Below are 18,613 nucleotides of genomic sequence, written 5' to 3' on the forward strand. Positions count from 1 at the left end.
GTGTTAGCAAAACTTAATTATTTATATGGAAAACCAACCACGACAGGGCAGTATAAACAGCAACATGAAGATTTTATGGTTACAGAAGATCTTGGATTTGAGTTGACTGGCGATGGTGAACATGTTTTAGCTTTTTTGCAAAAGCGTGATTGTAATACTATTTTTGTGGCTGAGCAGTTAGCTAAATATGTTGGTATTTCAGCCAAGCTTGTGAGTTATGCTGGATTAAAAGATCGTCAAGCGATAACGACGCAGTGGTTTAGCTTACATATGCCTGGTCAGCAAACGCCCGATTTTTCGGCATTTGATGTAGCTGGTTGCCAGATACTAAAAGTCACTCGGCATAATAAGAAATTAAAAATAGGTGCATTAAAGGGTAATTATTTTAAAATTAGACTAAGAAATTTAAATGCCCAATCTGAAATCGAATCTAAATTAGCCTTAATCAAACAACATGGCGTGCCTAATTATTTTGGTGAGCAGCGTTTTGGTCGGGATGAAAATAATATTACCCAAGCCATAAAATGGGCTTGTGGCGAGATTTCAGTTAAAGATCGTAAAAAGCGTAGCTTTTATCTTTCTGCTGCACGTAGTGCGATTTTTAATGATATTGTCAGCCAACGAATAGCTCAAAATTTACATCAACTTGTGCTAGATGGCGATATATTACAACTAGCACAGCGAGGTAGCTGGTTTGTTGCACAAGAAGATGAACTCGATTTATTACAGCAGCGACTTAGAAATGGTGAAATTAATATTACCGCACCAATGGTGGGTGATTCACCACTTGGAACACGCTTTAAAGCATTTGATTTTGAACAAAAATGTTTAGAAAGTTGGCCTCAATTCAATAATCTATTCAAAAAAGAACGAGTCGAAACAGCAAGACGGTCAATATTATTACGAGCAGATCAGCTTAATTGGCAATGGTTGGATGATAGCACTCTTGAGATCGATTTTTATTTGCCATCAGGTTGTTATGCGACAAGTGTGATACGTGAATTAATAATGGAAAATGAGTAGCCCCAATGCAAAATCTAAAAATGCAATCCCTAATTAAATTCTTGCGTCAGCAAGGAATAAAAGACGAGTACGTTTTAGATGCTATCGCATCAATTCCACGGGAACATTTTGTTGATGAAGCCCTATCGCATCAAGCTTATGACGATCGTCCGCTCCCAATAGGCAATGGTCAAACTATTTCCCAACCCTATATTGTCGCAAAGATGACAGAACTATTAAAATTAGAGCCTAATTCTAAAGTGCTTGAAATTGGGACTGGCTCTGGGTATCAAACCGCTGTTTTGGCAAAGTTAGTTGAGCATGTTTGTTCGGTGGAACGGATTAAAAGCCTACAGTGGAATACGAAACGTCGTTTAAAGCAACTTGATATTCACAACATTTCAACGCGTCATGGTGATGGCTGGTTAGGTTGGCCTGAGCGGGGGCCCTTTGATGGCATCATTGTTACCGCAGCAGCATCCGAAGTGCCGCAAAGCTTGTTAGAACAATTGGCAGATAAAGGACGATTAGTTATTCCAGTTGGTAAAAATACACAGGCTCTACAATTAATTGAGCGTGATGGCAATAACTTTGTAGTCAAAAATATGGGTAAGGTGATATTTGTACCTTTGGTTAAAGGCGATATAGAATAATTGGTGTTCATATCAAATAAAAAATAGAAAATAAATTACTTATTTTCTATTTTTATACTGAAACATAGTGTTTTCTGAAACTTTTTGACAAAATCTGGTGTATTTATGCTTCCTGTTCAGAACGTTTCCATTCACAAATTCCATAAATAGCATTAAACAGATAAATTAAGTACTGTGTTGCGATAATGATATTGTCGGTATAGATATTTAAACCAATCACCAATACGTTTAATATGACCCATAAATACCAGTTGAAATAGTATCTCAACATTAATAATAACTGAGCAACAACGCCTAATCCAAAAATGAAACAGTTAGCCATGAGTTGGTAGCTTGTATTGGTAGCACCTATTTCATTGGTTAAATAAATATTGAAAAAAGCGGCAACAATCAAAAAGATGAGTGCATATAAAAATGCAGTTTCATTGAGTGAACGGACTTTAACATTTTTATGGTTATCAAGGTTTTTTTGCCAAGTGAATAAACCGTAGATGTGTGAACAAAAATAGTAAACAGGCGGTAGTCCTGCACCAATATTGCCACCAAGAACATTTGCACAACATTCTGCAACTACGGCAAACATACCTAATACATTGCCCATATTTTTACGTTTTGCTAATAAAATAACGCAGAGTAGGCCACAAAAAGCGCCTATGTAAGAAGCCGTATAGCGTAAATTAAATTGAGTAAATGGATCGGTGTATAAGAATGCTAGCGTGACACATAATATACAAAAAAATGGATAAAATTTATTGCGTCCGATTGAAATGGTAAGCTCATTTAATTTATTCATAATTTATTACTCTTCATCGTTGATAAGTTGATTAACTAGTTCAATACAGCGTAAATAACGCACTTCGTAATCAGGGGAATCTATTTGTATATAGTTAATATTGTTTTTTTCTAATAATGTTATCAATAACTGTTGAAAATCTTTGCGCTGCTTTGGACTACCTAAATGACGTAAACCATCAGCAACCCAAGGTGTATTGTTGCCTAACAAAATAACTAAATCAAAACGATAATTGTTGATCATCGCTTGTAAAAATGGGTGTTCTTTGCCCTCATATTTTTTACAAAAAGCTTGAGTTGTGACAAAATCAGTATCAATAAACGAAACTTTATTGGCATGTTTTATCGCAAAATCAATATATTGAGCATGTCCTAGTGCAATTTTGTCATAGTCGGCATATTGCAAGGCGCGCTCATCACCGCCTAAGTGTGAAAATACATAATCGCGTCCATATTCCCACGCACTAGTAGTATTAAATACGTTCGCTAGTTTATTCACTAACGTTGATTTACCACTGGACTCACCACCTAAAATAGCGACGGTTCTGACAAAAAATGGTCTGACTTCTGTTGGGATGTACTGCCAGTTTTTCAGTGGTGCTTGGCGAATTTGAGTACCACTGACTTGCATAAATTGTCGTTTTGGATCGATAAGTACGGTGTCTAAATCAAATAAATCTTTATACATGGTAACGTCTTGTGGTTCACTTGAGTAAACGCAATCTGGCTTGATGCCTTTTTCTTGAAACAGTTTTTTAACTCGTTCACTCCACTCATGCCAACCATTAGGATAAGCAGGAATGCCGTCTTCTTCTAATAATTCAATATGGATATTTTTTTGATATTTAAAAGTTTGCAGTAGCCAGCGAATTCTATCATTGATCGTGGGCTGTCGAGACATTGCACTTTGTTCAAATAATGCCATATCGCGAATAGTATCGGAACAAAGTACGACATACAGTTCATCAACTTGGCTAATTGCGCGCTGAATAAGATAGATATGCCCAGTATGTAAAGGATAAAATTTGCCAAAAATGATGCCTACTTTCTTATTTTTGGTAGATGCTTCGATTTGTAAATATTGGTGGAGCGATTGTAATTTTTGAGCGCTAGGATTTTTAATTTTATCATTAATGAGTTGACTTAAGTAACCTTTAGTCATTTGGCAAGCATCGGCAACTGTCTGCAATGACATATTTTTCCGTTTTATTGCTTTTTTTAGATAACTGAAGCTATTCATAATAGTCTCCTTATTTTTGTGTTTTTTATTTTAAACAAAATATAAATCATTTTGTATTTATGTTCAATATATTAAACATAAAATAATTTATTTTTATTTAACTTTATTAAAATTTATAGCAATTAAGCTGAAAATAGTGAATACTCTTTTACCATTACTGATTTTAGGTAGTGGCTATTTCTTGCTTACCTATAACCTAAATATATTCCAATAATTAACATTCCAATTAGATTGAAAAGAAAATATGAAAATTCAAAAAATAGCTTTTTTCATTGCATTTGCCTCTAATAGTGTCTTAGCAAACAATAATGTCACACTCAATAAAGTAACGCTTTTTTTGCAAGGAGCTGAATTGCAAGGGCAATCAACGGTATTATTAAATAAAGGGGAAAGTGAAATTTTATTGACTGGAATTGCCGATGGTGTTAAAGCAAATTCAATTAATGTGGGATTTGGTAATGATGCTAACGTAAAAGTATTGTCAACGTCATTAAATGATAACTATGTTGGCGATAATAAACCTAGCGCAGATATTAAGCCTTTACTTGACGAGCTAAAGCAATTACAAGAAAAACATGATACCGCTGAAATACAATTAAAAGCCGTATCTGAACAAATTACCCTTTTACAGGGGAATCGCTTGGATCTGTTAGTTAAAAATGGAAATAACGATTTAGACGGAATGAAAAATGCGTTGGAATTTGTTAAAACAAATTTAGTTACGGCATTAAATGAACAAAACAAACTACAGAAAGAAGTCGATCAGATTGATGCACAAATCGCACAATGCCAAGATAAGATTGATAAACAAAAAGCGTTGACCAAGCGTTTAACTAATGCAATTACCGTAAAAGTTTATTCTGATAAAGACATTAGCTTGCCAGTGACTTTATCGTACGTCACCAATAAAGCTGGTTGGGCGCCTGTTTATGATGTGCGCGTTGCGGATATCAATTCTCCATTACAACTCACTTATAAAGCAGACATTTATCAAAATAGTGGTTTGGATTGGCAAAATGTGGATTTTAGTTTATCGACATCTAATCCAAGTGATGGAATAACTGCTCCTGATTTAATGCCTTGGTTTATCGATTTGTATACTACAAAAGGTGGATTCTTTTTTTCTAAGAGCGAAAAAGATTATGATGAAATAAGTGCAAAAGCGTCAAGATCAGTGAATCCTGATGATAATGTATTAACCAAAACGTTAGGTATTAATACCCGCTTTGAAGTCAAATTGCCTTATACCATTAAATCCAATAGCCAAAGTAATATTCTTACTTTACAAAACAAAGAAGTGGAAGCGAAATATCATTATATTGCTATTCCCAAATTAGATAGCAGTGTATATTTACAAGCACAAATTGCTGATTGGGATAAACTTAACCTTTTACCAGGAAAGTCCACGGTATTTTTTAACGGTAATTATATTGGCGAAAGTTTTATTACTACTAAAGATATAAAAGAAACGCTAGATATCTCTTTAGGAAAAGATAACAATATTTTTATTTCACGTAACCGTAATATTAATGAAACATCAAAACCTTCGTTATTTGGCAATAATATTTCACAAAAATATGCCTATACCATTGATGTAAAAAATGCCAAATCGTTACCCATTGATATTGTTGTTTATGATCAGCTACCAAATATTATCAATAAGGCGGTCATACTTGATGATACTAAATATGATAGTGCAAACTATAATAAAGAAACCGGTCAATTGATGTGGCAGTTTAAGTTGAATCCAAATGAAAATAAAAATCTTAGTTTAAGCTTTAAACTGACTTATCCAAAAGATAAAGTTAACGATATAATTGGATTATAAATGAGTGAATCACAGAAAATACAGTATGTTAAACGAATGGTTAAACCAATTTAAACAAGACAGTCAAATTAGTTTGCTGGATATTCATTTGGCCGTGTTTTTAACGAATAAAGCAAAGCTAAATGATGATATTACGATCAAACGATTCAGTTTTTTAGTGATAACGCTAAGTAAAGAAGTAAGAGCTGGTCATGTGTGCTTGGATCTTAGTTACTTAAACCAACCTACGATTGAACTGCAGCTTTGGTTAGCCTTAGGCTCGCCAAACGAGCAAGATTGGATAAACGCACTTAAACAAGCACAAAATAGTCAAATTGTGAGTGATGGAACAAATTTATCTCCGCTTATCTTTATTGAAAATAAACTTTATTTTCAAAGGATGTGGATGGATGAAAAAAATGTTGCTCAATATTTCAATCACACAATTCTTAATGAAGAGTCAAATTGCGATGCTGATTTAAGCACTATACTTAATCAGCTTTTTACCGATAATCATACTGTAATTGATTGGCAAAAGGTGGCCGTTGCTGCGGCATTAACGCGTAAAGTCGCGATTATTTCGGGGGGGCCTGGTACGGGTAAAACTACAACTGTGGCTAAAATTTTAGCTGGAATTTTGTTAACCAATCCTAATGCCCGAATTATTACAGCAGCCCCGACGGGGAAAGCGGCATCAAGATTAACCGAATCATTGAGTCGCACAATTGAACAACTCGCTTTTGTATCACTCAATATAAAGGCAGAAGCGATCACTTTACACCGTTTATTAGGTGCAAAAGCAGATAATCGTTCATTCAAGCATGATAAAAATAACCCATTGCATGTTGATGTGTTAGTTATTGATGAAGCCTCAATGGTTGATTTAAATATGATGGCAAGAGTCATTGAAGCCTTACCCACGTCTGCACGTTTGATTTTGTTAGGTGATAAAGATCAGCTCTCATCGGTCGAAGCTGGTGCGGTATTTGGTGATCTTTGTACCTTTATTACGTATGGTTATAGTGAACCACGAGCAAAAGAGCTAAGTCAATTAACGGGTTATGCTGTGCCTGCTTGCGAGCAAACAGCAACAATCACTGACAGTATTTGCTTATTACAAAAAAGTTATCGTTTTAATGAATCCTCTGGTATTGGATTGTTGGCAAATGCAGTTAAAGAGGGGCGCTCAACTATCGTTAAAAAATTATTAACCGATGAGTCATTAAGTGATATCCAATATCATGTACTTTCATCCCAACAAGCTTATGAAGATGTTTTATATGATAGTATTAATCACTATAAACATTATTTAAATGTTATTAAGCAATATGGAACTAATGATATTGCGGCAGTTTTAGCTAAATTTGCCGAATATCGCTTACTTTGTGCCGTAAGAGAAGGGCATTTTGGTGTAGAGGGTTTAAACAAGCAAATTGAGTTGCTGTTAGCCAAAAATAAATTGATTCACTTAAAAAGTAAAGAAGCTTGGTATGTTGGTCGGCCAATTATGATTTTACGCAATAGTACTTCATTAGGGTTGTACAATGGTGATATTGGCATTACATTAATGGCCGAAAAGGGTAGCTCAAAATTACGTGTGTATTTCCCGTTTGCTGATGGTTCTATTAAAGGATTTTCGCCATTTCGATTACCTGAGCATGAAACAGCTTACGCTATGACAATCCATAAGTCGCAAGGTTCAGAATTCGATGATGTGAATATTATATTACCAACTGATTATTCGCCGTTGCTTAACCGTTCTTTGCTTTATACAGCAATTACCCGCGCTAAAAAAGCCGTTTCAATTTATGCGACTGAACCGATCTTATTACAATCAATAAAATCACAAACACAAAGGCATAGTGGTTTAGTTAGTTTATTACAGAACAATAGTTGAGTGGATTTTTTAAATGCGCTAATACAGATAATTCTTTATAAAAAGATAAATCAATGAATAAACATTAAAACAGGGCGATAAGCCCTGTAATAGTTAACTTAATGAATAATCTTAGCTAAAAAGTCTTTAGCACGATCTGATTGTGGATTAGTAAAAAACTGCTCTTTTGATGTATCTTCAATAATTTCACCTGCATCCATAAAGATAACCCGATGTGCAACTTTACGTGCAAAGCCCATTTCGTGCGTAACAACCATCATGGTCATACCTTCATAAGCAAGTTCAACCATCACATCTAATACTTCATTTACCATTTCAGGATCAAGCGCTGAGGTTGGTTCATCAAACAACATTACAATGGGATCCATACATAGCGCACGAGCAATGGCCACACGTTGTTGTTGACCGCCTGAAAGCTGTGCAGGGTATTTATCTGCATGAGCAAGTAAACCAACACGCTCTAACAGGTTAAGCGCTTTTTCGCGAGCTTCTTCATCGGCTCGACCTAACACTTTAATTTGCGCAAGGGTAAGATTTTTTAAGATAGTCAAATGCGGGAATAGTTCAAAATGTTGAAATACCATACCCACTTTAGAGCGTAACTTTGCTAAGTTAGTCGCTTTACTTGTAACTTCAATTCCATCAATAATAATTTTGCCTTTTTGTACAGGCTCTAAACAGTTAACTGTTTTTATCAAAGTTGATTTACCTGAACCTGAAGGACCACAAACCACCACAACTTCGCCTTTACCGACTCGAGTTGTGCAGTTTTTTAATACTTGAAATTGTCCATACCATTTTGATATATTTTCTAAGGAGATCATCGATTTATCCCTTTCTTGAAATAATTAACTAAACATGAAGCAGTGAAACAAATTATAAAATAACTTGCAGCTGCAAAAATAATCATAGAATACTTGACGGTGCCACCTTGTGTATTACCGATTTGCGACACACTTGCGCCAAATAGATCAATTAAGCTCATGACATAAACCAAAGAGGTATCTTGGAATAAGATAATACCTTGTGTCAATAACAATGGCACCATAGATCTAAATGCTTGAGGTAAAATAATCAAACGCATTGCTTGGCTTTTGGTCATACCCAATGCATAAGCTGCATGATATTGACCTTTAGCAACAGCATTGATACCTGCACGAATGATTTCAGAATAATACGCAGCTTCGAACAGCGCAAAAGCAATCATCGCTGATGCAATACGTACATCTGCATATGGTGGCAAGTTAAATAGGTATTTAATGACCTGAGGCAGTGCTAAATAGAACCATAACAACACTAATAATAGAGGAATGGAGCGGAATAAATTGACATAGCATTTAGAAAAAACATTAAGTACCTTATTATTTGATAAACGCATTAATGCCAGTACTGTTCCCCAAATAATACCGAAAACCACAGCAGTAAGGGTGATTTTAGTTGTTAACCATAATCCACTTAATAATAAGCGATAGTTATCTAATACTAATGAAGGTATATCGGCAATCCAATGAAATAACTGCATTTTATCCTCCGTGACTCATATTAGGTAAACGAGTATGTTTTTCAACAATTCGCATGACAGTAATTACCACATAGTTAATCAGCATAAAGGCAATTGTGACACCGCATAATATTTCGATAATGCTATTGGTTGACTCATTAATGCGATCAATTTCACCAATTAAATCAATTAATCCTATTGTTGAAGCAACCGATGAATTTTTAATAATATTGGTCATTTCTGACGTTAATGGTGGAATAATACGTCGATAAGCATTTGGTAATAAAACGTACATATAAGCTTGTCGATTAGTTAAACCAAGTGCAATAGCAGCATATCGTTGACCTTTAGGTAAAGTTTGAATACCTGTTCTTACTTGTTCTGCTATACGCGCAGATGTAAATAGCCCTAACGCAATTGCGGCAGTGATAAATGCGCTTATATTCGGCGATAAGACAGATGTAAACCAAATTCGTACACTACCACTTAATATTACTGGTAGTATCATATACCACAAAAACATTTGCACCAGTAATGGAATATTACGAAATAGTTGAATATAACTTGCCGCAAAGTTATTTAGAAACTGATTTTCTAAAGTTCTACATATCCCTACCAGTGACCCCAGCACAAAGGCTATGATCCAAGCAGTCACAGCCAATGAAACAGTCACAACAATGCCATCTAGTAGCCAATTGAAGTAAATTCCATCACCATAAGGGGTGGATTGAAAAAATAACATCCAATTAAAGCTCATAATGGAGTCTAAAAAACTCCTCAATAAAGCTGTAATAGGTTCAAAAGAGAGTGTCCAATTAAAACTCATAATATATTTAATTCACTAAATTAGATCATGTACTAAATGCAATTCATTTAGTACATTGGATTAGAAAGATAAGAAAAGTATTAATCTAATGCTTTATCATTAGGATTGGCAAATAGCTCAACCATTTTTGGCGAAATTTCAAGACTCATATTTGCGCCTTTTGGCGGAACAGGTTGAGTAAACCATTTGTTATAGGATTCTAAAGCCTTTCCTGATTTTTGCGCATCAGCAATTGTCTTGTCCATCAATTGTTTAAATTGAGTATCGCCTTTTCTCAACATACAACCATAAGCTTCATAAGAAAGCGGTTCACCAACAATTTTCCATTCAGCAGGATTAATTGCGCGAGAACGTTCGCCTGCAAGTAGTGCGTCGTCCATTAAAAATGCTGCAGCTCGACCTGTTTCTAACGCATTAAACGCATCGCCATGATCTTTTGGTGTAATGATACGAATACCTCAGTTATCTTTACTGTTGATTTGGTTTAAACGGATTTCAGAAGTTGTACCTGCTGTTGTTACTACATTTTTACCTTTTAGGTCTTCGATACTATTGATATTGCTATCCGCTTTAACTAGGAAGCGCGTACCAACAATAAAAATACTGTCTGAAAAACCAACTGTTTTTTGGCGTTCAAGATTATTAGTTGTCGAACCACATTCGAAATCATAGGTATAGTTGTTAAGTAGTTGAATACGAGTCTTAGAAGTAACTGGTAAATATTTTACTTTAAGATCAGGTAAGTTTAATTCTTTTTTAACCGCATCGACGATTAAATTAGAATAATCTTGTGAGTAACCAATAACCTCTTGATTATCACCATAATAGGAAAATGGAATAGAAGATTCTCGATGACCAACAACAATAACACCACTATCTTTAATTTTTGCTAATGTACCACTCAGTTCTTCTGCAACAGCCGAACCAGTCATTAGTCCTAACATTGCAAATGATAATACTAATTTGGTTAATTTTGTCTTTTTGTTCATACTCGTCTCCTACTGTTTAGTTTGTATCATATTAAATAATTTTAATATTTTTACAAAGGGCGTATATTATAACTTATTTTTTACCATAAAAGTACTTTTTACTGTTTATTTATCTATCATTGGAGCTAGATGTAACCAATAATTAACGCAATATTATGATGATTGATTACACCAATACTTAGTTAAATCCAATTATATCTAAGCAATAATTATGCCAGTATCGTTAATTATGAACGTCTTTTTATAAAAAGTGACATAAACATTAATACCATCATAGCAAAATAAGGCCAATTTCCCCATTTTGCATAAGGCGTTAAACCCGTTGTGGGTGATACTGTTGCCGATAAAACCGCTGTTTTAAATTGTGGTAACTGTTTAACAATATTGCCATGTGGATCGATGATTGCGGTAATGCCTGTGTTAGTGCTACGGATTAAAGGCCTACCAAATTCTAATGCTCTGGCTTGTGCCATTTGCAGATGTTGCTTCGGGCCAATGCTATTACCAAACCATGCGTCATTTGATACAGTCAGTAAAAAATCACTGTCTGCAGCAAAGTTTTGCCACATTAAATTCGATAAAATCACTTCGTAGCAAATAGCTGTGGTAAATTTAAAGCCTTTTATTTGTAATTGAGGTTGTTTTGTTTCGCCAGATTTCATCGACGACATAGGAATATTGAGTAATTCAGCAATCGGTTCAAGTATTGATTCTAGTGGTGTAAACTCTCCAAAAGGCACTAAATGGTGTTTTTGATAACGATTAGTTGTTGGATATTGATAAGGTTCTTTTTCACCTAATACCAACAAAGTATTGTAGAGATCTCCATTAGCTTGATATCCAGTTTCACCAAAGCGATAATCTATAATACCTACAGCGATTTCAGCATCATGGGCTCTAGCTTCGTTATCTAGATATTGTAAAAAAGATTGCTGATTTATTTCGTAATCGGTGATGCTGGCTTCTGACCAAATGATAATTTTATCTTTTTCAAAGTTTTCTTGACTCAGTTTTGCATAGGTTTGTAACGTGTCATTGAGTTGATCTTTTGTCCAACGAATTGACTGCGAAATATTTCCTTGAATTAATGCAAAATTAGCCGAACGAGTGTTATCTATCGTAGTCCAATTAGTATTATTGAATGAAATTGGTGCAAAAAAGATCGTAAATAGTGCAATAATTGCACCAAGTGCGTGCCGCTTTGGTGTTTTGTTGGTTATTGTCCTTATACAATAAACGAATAATCCACACAAAATAGTTAACAATAAATTAACGCCATCTATTCCAACTAGAGGGAAATAGGCTCGTAATGGACTATCAAGCTGGCTATAGCCAAGTTGCAACCAAGCAAATCCAGTTAAGATATAGCCACGTAAAAATTCGGTTACTTGCCAAAGCACTGGAGCGACAAGCACAAGCTGTTTAAATGAAAATTGCCCAGTAAAACGATTTGCTATGCTTAACAAAACAGTAAATAGCATCGGATAAAGCGACAAATATACAATTAAAAGGCCTAATACGATAATGGCAACCAGAGCAGGTAACTCGCCATACTGTTGAATACTAATATAAACCCAGTGTATCCCTGCCGTAAAATAGCCAATGCCCCAACTTAATCCGAGTAGCATGGCTTGTTTTTTTGCTTTATCGGCAATAAGCCATAAAAGCCCCGCAAACGAGACAAAAGCTAAAGGCCAAATATGAAATGGGGCATAACTAAAAACCGCTATACCACCAAATATTAGGCTTAATAAGATTTGTTTAAACATTTTCAGGTAGCTCTAAATTAGGCACAGTTGCTCCTTCAGGAATAGTCACATGCAGTTGGATGATTCGCCTTCGGTCTGCAATGGTGACTTTAAATTGATAACCATCAATGGTAATACTTTCATTGCGTAAAGGTAATCGTCCAAAATGTTGCATCACCAGACCGCCAATGGTATCCATTTCGTCATCACTAAAATTAGTGGCAAATATTTCATTAAAATCTTCAACTGGTGTAAGGGCTCGCACTGTATAAACTGAGGGCGTTAAGCGGCGAATATCCCGATCTTCTACCTCATCATATTCATCTTCAATATCGCCAACAATAAGTTCTAAAATATCTTCGATAGTCACAAGTCCTGACACACCGCCAAACTCGTCGATAGCCATCGCCATATGGTAACGCTGCATACGAAACTCTTTCAACATATGATCGACACGTTTGCTTTCTGGTACGACAACGGTTGGTCTAAGGATTTTTTTGAGATCGAAATTATCAACACCTTGGCGAATAAAAATCAAAAGATCTTTAGCTAGTAAAATGCCTTCTATATGATCTCTATCTTCACTAATGACAGGATAACGTGAGTGCCCATGTTCAGAAATAATATCAAGACATTCATCAAGCGAATAATTATCTTTGATTGTCACAATTTGAGAGCGGGGAATCATAATATCGCGAACGCGCTGCTCTGCTATATCCATGACGCCTTCAATCATATCAAGGGTATCTGGATCGATAAGTTCGTTTTCTTCAGCTTCGCGAATCACCGCGATAAGTTCTTCTTTATCTTTTGGCTCTGAATTAAATAATTGACTTAACCATAATGCAAACCCTTTTTTAGGTCTCCGGTGATTATCATCACTCATTTGCTCTTTTCCTTTCTTGCTTTGTTATTAATGTAACTTATTTTATATGTTTGTTGAGTTAGTTAGATTGCCATTTAACTAAACGGTTAATTGCATATTTTTATTCGTCAATCGGTTGATAAGGATCTTCAAATCCTAATTGCTGCATAATAGCAACTTCAATATTTTCCATTTCTTCGGCTTCTTCGTCAAGAATATGATCATAACCCAGTAAATGTAAACAACCATGTACAATCATATGGGCCCAGTGTGAAGTTAATGATTTATGTTGTTGCTTGGCTTCGGATTCGACAACTTGTTTACAAATAATTAGATCGCCCAATAAAGGAACATCAATCTCAATGGGGGATTCAAAGGGAAAAGATAATACATTGGTGGGTTTATCTTTATGACGATAGGTATTATTTAATTGCTGGCTTTCTTGTTCATCAACAATACGGATAGTGAGTTCGGCATTATCCATAAATTGAGGTAGAATAACATTTAACCACTGCAAAATTTGCGCTTCGGTTGGTAAATTTAGGGTATCTTCTGTAGCAATTTGCAAATCTAAAATAATGGTGCTCATTTTATTACCTTAATTATTCACGATGATAAGGATGATTAGTGGTTAAACTCCATGCGCGGTAAAGACTTTCAGCCACAATGACTCGTACTAAAGGATGGGGAAGCGTAAGTGGCGACAGCGACCAACTCTGCTGTGCTGCTGCTTTGCAAGCAGGAGATAAACCTTCGGGTCCGCCGATTAATAAACTCACATCACGCCCGTCTACTTTCCAGCGTTCTAGCTGCTCAGCTAAATTATGCGTTGTGTATGGTTTACCTGGTATATCAAGTGTCACAATGCGATTGCTTTTACCGCAAGCATTTAACATCAATTCGCCCTCTTTATCCAAAATTCGGGCAATATCAGCATTTTTAGTGCGCTTACCTGCGGGGATTTCAACAAGTTCTAAAGGCATATCTTTAGGAAACCGTGACTGATAATCATCAAAAGCTGTAGTAACCCAGTTTGGCATTTTATTGCCAACAGCAATAAGCTGTATCTTCACGCAATTAACTCCAAAGCTTCTCGAGTTCGTAAAGCTGACGGCTTTCTTCTTGCATGATATGCACAATCACTGAATCCATATCAACCACGACCCAATCAGCATCACTTTTCCCTTCACTACCTAACACCAAATGGCCCTGTTTTTTTGCTTCATCAAGCAAATGCCCTGCGATAGACGAAACATGACGGTTTGAAGTACCGGTACAAATAATCATATAATCGGTAATGCTTGATTTACCGCGGACATCAAGGGTAACAATGTCTTTGCCTTTTAGATCATCAATCTTATCAATAATAAAATCTTGTAACGACTGCTGCAAAATAATCTCTCTTTTTATTAAAAATAAAGCGCCATTATAGCATATATTTCAAAAATAACGGCGATGAAAAATTCATGTATATTTTTTGAATGTGACAAAATATAACGATATTGAGCAATGTGACTCAAAATCTTTTTTTAATATTTGTTTACTAAATTATAAAAATAGCCTTATTTAAAAAGGTAATTTTATTTAATTATCTAATTTCTTATCTTTTTTCTTTTTCCTCATCTTTTTTGCCAATTTATCTTCACGCATTTTTTTTATTTGTTCTTTTCTGTTTTTCTTTACTTGGCTTCTTTTCAATTTTTTTTGATTATTTATAGCTAAATTTTTCTCTTTTTTTATTACATCTTTTATTGGATTTTTTGCTTTTCGCTTTTTTTCTCTATGCATACTAAATTCAGCTAGCACTTCTGTTAACGACGATATAATCACAAAGAATAAAAGTCCTAAAAATAAACCTAATAAAGATGGATATATTGGATTGTAATCGTGACCCATGCGCGGATGGATCCTAAATGTTCCTGCTTTTGCAATATTAGTTTTAAACAAAAAAAGAATAAGAAAAAATTTCACCTTCATAATGTATACGATCATACTGAATAATTTTTCAATTATTTTATCTTATAAGAGTTGATTTGTATAAATATTAACGGATACTTATATAACAAAAAGGCATGATTTTTGGTAAGTCCTCAAAACTCATTAAAAAATATTTATGTACATTATTGATTTTATTTGGCTTTTGTTTTGTTGTTTTTAATTAAACTAAATATTTCAATCTATTAAAGCTTTTTACAAACTTAATCAAAGTTACGCCTAACAAATTTTTCCAAAAAATACCCCAAAAAACTAGCCAAACTTTTTTTAAACGGTTATACTTTCATCAATTTAAAAAATAGCTTATTTAATAAGCAGGTAAGCAAGCAAAATATAAATAAAACAATAATTTACTTGACAGGAGAACCGTAATGCATTATCATTTTAAACACCAAACACCAAACACCAGCACTGCCAAACCTATGTCCTGAATTTCCTAAATAACCATGTTAGACGAGTTTTTTCTCTTATCTCGTTGATATCCTCGAAATTATCCCCCAAACTATTATCTAAATTATCTTCAAAAGTTCCGTTGGTATTGTTCTTGTTGTCTTCATGGCATTCACAGGCATTGGTCGGTAAAAAAGGTAATCGTAGCGATGCAATCATATTATCGCCATCACCATTTATCAACTTCGTTAGACCTGATCTGGTTTGGGGCACAGATGAAAATGCTGGTCCCGTTGACATATGGAACTCTCAAAAAGGATTCCTAGTACAGTCAATCAACCCCTACTCATATGCGCTTAATTTTCCGACCACGGGAGCTGACGGATTATATTTTGATTTAGATATAGAAGGTGTTGATGCAAGTCAGTTGACTTGGGAACCTGTTACGCATGAGGGTATAACTGCTACAGTGGAATGGAAGATAGGAAAATGGGATGATTGGCTTGATAATCCAGAAGATGTGACGAGAGTTACTCTAACAGGTCCTAAGCTGAATAATTCTTGGCTAGCTGAGAGTCCATCATACCCAGGTCTAGTTTATAAGCCAAATTTACCGCAGACATTCGAGTTAGTGGGTAAAGATAGCAAGGGTCATGAGGTTGTAACATATGGATTTGTATTACAGAAATGGTTCGTTCTCCGCGATGCAGATGACAGATGGCCTGGTGTTCCATCACACGCAAAATGGTGTGAGGGATTAGGCTATCGACTTCCGAAAGCAAAAGACCTCACCAATGCCATCTGTCTTGATTACGATCACAACCCAGACAATGATTTATGTAGAGGTGTTGTGGGCGCTACGCCGTCATCAAGTGGTAATCATTATCAGCGTCGAATTGGGGCAGGATTTTTCACAGAGTGGGGCAAAATGTATTATTACTACGGGGCAAGATTCGGTAACGATGGCTACTCGGTAAGTGATCCTTCAACAGATAACAAAACGTACTTTGCTGTGACCTCGTTTGACGGTGAAGTGTTGCGTACCCCTTTGAATGTTGGTTATGAGGGGCTTTGCGTCACGCCTTAGCTTTTGTTTTTAGTTCTTGATTTTTTGGGCTTCGGGTGGGATTATGGTGCGAATTAAGGATAATTTAGCAAAGAACAAAGCCCCCAGCGTTTTGCGGGACTCCAAGCTGACCGCGCCTGTGAGCTATGCGCTTTTGTTACTAGATAGTAAAAGCGCTTGTTTCAGAAAAATAAAACTCACCGAAATAATAAACAAAAATTATGTTGTAATGCATTTATTTATTATTAAAAACAAATAATTAAGTAAAATAAATAGGGTGTTTGAATAATTTTTTGACGTTTTTTAACACTGTTTCCAAAGCTTTTTACTAAAAGTCTAATCAAAACTGCCTTAGTATTCATATTATCGATAATGCTTGCCTCCTTAAGACCATTTTTACTCGTCTATTTAATATAAATATTTTTTATAACTCTAAAAAAAGATTGAAATCATACGTTGATTAAGTAAGGATAATTAACTGTGATTTTTTATACCACATTATGCATACGCATATTGTGCAACCATGCCTTTAAGGCTGATGCAATAAATAATAAGGAGTCAATATGTTTAATAAAGATATGACTATTGCCGAGTATGATAAGGAATTGTGGGATGCCATTAAAGGCGAAGAGCAGCGTCAAGAAGATCATCTTGAGCTGATCGCATCAGAAAACTATACCAGCCCACGAGTAATGCAAGCACAAGGCTCACAGCTCACTAATAAATATGCCGAAGGTTACCCAGGGAAACGTTATTATGGTGGTTGTGAATATGTTGATATTGTTGAAAAATTAGCAATTGAACGTGCCAAGGTCTTATTTGGTGCTGATTATGCTAATGTGCAACCACATTCAGGTTCACAGGCCAATTTTGCCGTTTACATGGCGCTGCTAAAGACCGGCGATACTGTTTTAGGTATGAATCTATCAGAAGGTGGGCATTTGACGCATGGTTCGCCAGTTAGCTTTTCTGGCAAGCTTTATCATATTGTGGATTATGGGGTTGATGATTCAGGGCGCATTGATTATGACAAGCTGGCTAAAACAGCTCAAGAGTCTAAGCCAAAAATGATCATTGGTGGGTTTTCGGCTTATTCTGGTGTGGTGGATTGGAAGCGTATGCGAGAAATCGCTGATAGTGTGGGCGCTTATTTATTTGTGGATATGGCACATGTGGCTGGTTTGGTTGCCGCAGGTGTTTATCCAAATCCTGTTCCTTATGCACACGTTGTGACTACAACAACCCATAAAACCCTAGGTGGCCCACGCGGGGGATTGATTTTAGCTAAAGGTGGCAGTGACGAATTATATAAAAAATTAAATTCGGCGGTCTTTCCTGGAGCGCAAGGTGGACCTTTAATGCATGTGATTGCCGCTAAAGCGGTAGCATTAAAAGAAGCAATGGAGCCAGCTTATAAAGAATATCAACAGCAAGTGGTGAAAAATGCCAAAACGATGGTTGACGTGATTGTGCAACGTGGTTATAAAGTGGTTTCTGGCGAAACACACAACCATCTGTTTTTAATTGATTTAGTCGATAAAAATATCACAGGTAAAGAAGCCGATGCGGCTTTGGGGAGTGCCAATATTACTGTCAATAAAAATAGTGTACCTAAAGATCCACAAAGCCCGTTTGTGACATCAGGCGTGCGTATTGGTACGCCAGCTATTACTCGCCGAGGTTTTAAAGAAGCCGAATCACGCGATTTGGCAAATTGGATTTGTGATGTTTTAGATAATATTGATGACGAGCAAACCATTCAAGCAGTAAAAGACAAAGTTTTAGCTATTTGTCGCCGCTTGCCTGTTTATCAGCATTAATGGCTGATTAATTTCGCCGACT

The 18,613-nt window shown here is 35.6% G+C and carries 17 protein-coding genes and 1 pseudogene; 6 read left to right on the top strand and 12 right to left on the bottom strand.

Annotated features, from left to right (window positions below; all coding sequences use genetic code 11):
- Positions 1–1,023, top strand: coding sequence for a tRNA pseudouridine(13) synthase TruD (truD, locus tag GQ593_RS00100; protein ID WP_337189682.1), 1,023 nt, complete (start codon positions 1–3; stop codon positions 1,021–1,023).
- Positions 1,024–1,028: 5 nt separating this feature from the next.
- Positions 1,029–1,655, top strand: a complete 627-nt coding sequence (locus GQ593_RS00105; protein ID WP_160430064.1) for a protein-L-isoaspartate(D-aspartate) O-methyltransferase — start codon at positions 1,029–1,031, stop codon at positions 1,653–1,655.
- Between the two features lie 103 nt (positions 1,656–1,758).
- Here the strand turns inward: GQ593_RS00105 and pnuC are convergent, their stop codons facing one another.
- Positions 1,759–2,448 carry a nicotinamide riboside transporter PnuC gene (pnuC, locus tag GQ593_RS00110; protein ID WP_160430065.1) on the bottom strand — a complete coding sequence of 230 codons (690 nt, stop codon included), beginning with the start codon at positions 2,446–2,448 and terminating at the stop codon, positions 1,759–1,761.
- A gap of 6 nt (positions 2,449–2,454) precedes the next feature.
- Positions 2,455–3,687: a multifunctional transcriptional regulator/nicotinamide-nucleotide adenylyltransferase/ribosylnicotinamide kinase NadR gene (gene nadR, locus GQ593_RS00115; protein ID WP_160430066.1), complete on the bottom strand. Its 1,233-nt coding sequence runs from the start codon at positions 3,685–3,687 to the stop codon at positions 2,455–2,457.
- A 244-nt stretch (positions 3,688–3,931) separates the two neighbouring features.
- Between nadR and GQ593_RS00120 the strand changes: the two genes are divergently transcribed.
- Both GQ593_RS00120 and recD read left to right on the top strand, forming a co-directional pair.
- Positions 3,932–5,515, top strand: a complete 1,584-nt coding sequence (locus GQ593_RS00120; protein WP_160430067.1) for a DUF4139 domain-containing protein — start codon at positions 3,932–3,934, stop codon at positions 5,513–5,515.
- 25 nt (positions 5,516–5,540) lie between these two features.
- Complete coding sequence (gene recD / locus GQ593_RS00125; RefSeq protein WP_160430068.1) at positions 5,541–7,391, top strand: exodeoxyribonuclease V subunit alpha; 1,851 nt, start codon at positions 5,541–5,543, stop codon at positions 7,389–7,391.
- Between the two features lie 98 nt (positions 7,392–7,489).
- Here the strand turns inward: recD and GQ593_RS00130 are convergent, their stop codons facing one another.
- The 10 genes and pseudogenes from GQ593_RS00130 to GQ593_RS00175 all read right to left on the bottom strand — a co-directional run bounded on the left by GQ593_RS00130 (position 7,490) and on the right by GQ593_RS00175 (position 15,216).
- The gene (locus GQ593_RS00130) at positions 7,490–8,215 is read right to left on the bottom strand and encodes an amino acid ABC transporter ATP-binding protein (protein WP_160430069.1); all 726 of its coding nucleotides are present in this window, start codon (positions 8,213–8,215) and stop codon (positions 7,490–7,492) included.
- The gene (locus tag GQ593_RS00135) at positions 8,212–8,913 is read right to left on the bottom strand and encodes an ABC transporter permease subunit (RefSeq protein ID WP_160430070.1); all 702 of its coding nucleotides are present in this window, start codon (positions 8,911–8,913) and stop codon (positions 8,212–8,214) included. Before GQ593_RS00135 ends, GQ593_RS00130 begins: the two co-directional genes overlap by 4 nt.
- A gap of 1 nt (position 8,914) precedes the next feature.
- On the bottom strand, positions 8,915–9,634 hold the full coding sequence (locus GQ593_RS00140) for an amino acid ABC transporter permease (protein ID WP_237397650.1): 720 nt from the start codon (positions 9,632–9,634) through the stop codon (positions 8,915–8,917).
- 164 nt (positions 9,635–9,798) lie between these two features.
- Positions 9,799–10,707: pseudogene (locus GQ593_RS00145) on the bottom strand (glutamate/aspartate ABC transporter substrate-binding protein).
- A 227-nt stretch (positions 10,708–10,934) separates the two neighbouring features.
- Entirely contained in the window at positions 10,935–12,476 is a 1,542-nt protein-coding gene (lnt, locus tag GQ593_RS00150) for an apolipoprotein N-acyltransferase (RefSeq protein WP_160430072.1), read from the bottom strand.
- A complete protein-coding gene (gene corC, locus GQ593_RS00155) occupies positions 12,469–13,341 on the bottom strand; it encodes a CNNM family magnesium/cobalt transport protein CorC (RefSeq protein WP_160430073.1) in 873 nt (290 codons plus the stop codon). Before corC ends, lnt begins: the two co-directional genes overlap by 8 nt.
- A gap of 100 nt (positions 13,342–13,441) precedes the next feature.
- Positions 13,442–13,909 (bottom strand): rRNA maturation RNase YbeY, encoded by a 468-nt coding sequence (ybeY, locus tag GQ593_RS00160; protein ID WP_160430074.1) that lies wholly within the window; start codon positions 13,907–13,909, stop codon positions 13,442–13,444.
- A gap of 13 nt (positions 13,910–13,922) precedes the next feature.
- Positions 13,923–14,393 carry a 23S rRNA (pseudouridine(1915)-N(3))-methyltransferase RlmH gene (gene rlmH / locus GQ593_RS00165; RefSeq protein WP_160430075.1) on the bottom strand — a complete coding sequence of 157 codons (471 nt, stop codon included), beginning with the start codon at positions 14,391–14,393 and terminating at the stop codon, positions 13,923–13,925.
- A 4-nt stretch (positions 14,394–14,397) separates the two neighbouring features.
- Positions 14,398–14,715, bottom strand: a complete 318-nt coding sequence (gene rsfS / locus GQ593_RS00170) for a ribosome silencing factor (RefSeq protein ID WP_160430213.1) — start codon at positions 14,713–14,715, stop codon at positions 14,398–14,400.
- 189 nt (positions 14,716–14,904) lie between these two features.
- Entirely contained in the window at positions 14,905–15,216 is a 312-nt protein-coding gene (locus tag GQ593_RS00175; protein ID WP_160430076.1) for a hypothetical protein, read from the bottom strand.
- A 646-nt stretch (positions 15,217–15,862) separates the two neighbouring features.
- Between GQ593_RS00175 and GQ593_RS00180 the strand changes: the two genes are divergently transcribed.
- Positions 15,863–16,792, top strand: a complete 930-nt coding sequence (locus GQ593_RS00180) for a hypothetical protein (protein ID WP_237397651.1) — start codon at positions 15,863–15,865, stop codon at positions 16,790–16,792.
- Between the two features lie 542 nt (positions 16,793–17,334).
- Positions 17,335–18,591, top strand: coding sequence for a serine hydroxymethyltransferase (gene glyA, locus GQ593_RS00185; protein WP_160430078.1), 1,257 nt, complete (start codon positions 17,335–17,337; stop codon positions 18,589–18,591).
- Positions 18,592–18,613: the final 22 nt, after the last annotated feature.

This window comes from Gilliamella sp. Pas-s25, from assembly GCF_009795885.1.
In the GTDB taxonomy this organism is placed as follows: Bacteria; Pseudomonadota; Gammaproteobacteria; order Enterobacterales; family Orbaceae; genus Gilliamella.

Bases quoted from the DNA above. Each gene is read 5' to 3' on its own strand.
- GQ593_RS00105 (WP_160430064.1), top strand. From the start codon at position 1,029: ATGCAAAATCTAAAAATGCAATCCCTAATTAAATTCTTGCGTCAGCAA.
- pnuC (WP_160430065.1), bottom strand. From the start codon at position 2,448: ATGAATAAATTAAATGAGCTTACCATTTCAATCGGACGCAATAAATTT.
- nadR (WP_160430066.1), bottom strand. From the start codon at position 3,687: ATGAATAGCTTCAGTTATCTAAAAAAAGCAATAAAACGGAAAAATATG.
- GQ593_RS00120 (WP_160430067.1), top strand. From the start codon at position 3,932: ATGAAAATTCAAAAAATAGCTTTTTTCATTGCATTTGCCTCTAATAGT.
- recD (WP_160430068.1), top strand. From the start codon at position 5,541: ATGTTAAACGAATGGTTAAACCAATTTAAACAAGACAGTCAAATTAGT.
- GQ593_RS00130 (WP_160430069.1), bottom strand. From the start codon at position 8,215: ATGATCTCCTTAGAAAATATATCAAAATGGTATGGACAATTTCAAGTA.
- GQ593_RS00135 (WP_160430070.1), bottom strand. From the start codon at position 8,913: ATGCAGTTATTTCATTGGATTGCCGATATACCTTCATTAGTATTAGAT.
- GQ593_RS00140 (WP_237397650.1), bottom strand. From the start codon at position 9,634: ATGTTATTTTTTCAATCCACCCCTTATGGTGATGGAATTTACTTCAAT.
- lnt (WP_160430072.1), bottom strand. From the start codon at position 12,476: ATGTTTAAACAAATCTTATTAAGCCTAATATTTGGTGGTATAGCGGTT.
- corC (WP_160430073.1), bottom strand. From the start codon at position 13,341: ATGAGTGATGATAATCACCGGAGACCTAAAAAAGGGTTTGCATTATGG.
- ybeY (WP_160430074.1), bottom strand. From the start codon at position 13,909: ATGAGCACCATTATTTTAGATTTGCAAATTGCTACAGAAGATACCCTA.
- GQ593_RS00175 (WP_160430076.1), bottom strand. From the start codon at position 15,216: ATGGGTCACGATTACAATCCAATATATCCATCTTTATTAGGTTTATTT.
- glyA (WP_160430078.1), top strand. From the start codon at position 17,335: ATGTTTAATAAAGATATGACTATTGCCGAGTATGATAAGGAATTGTGG.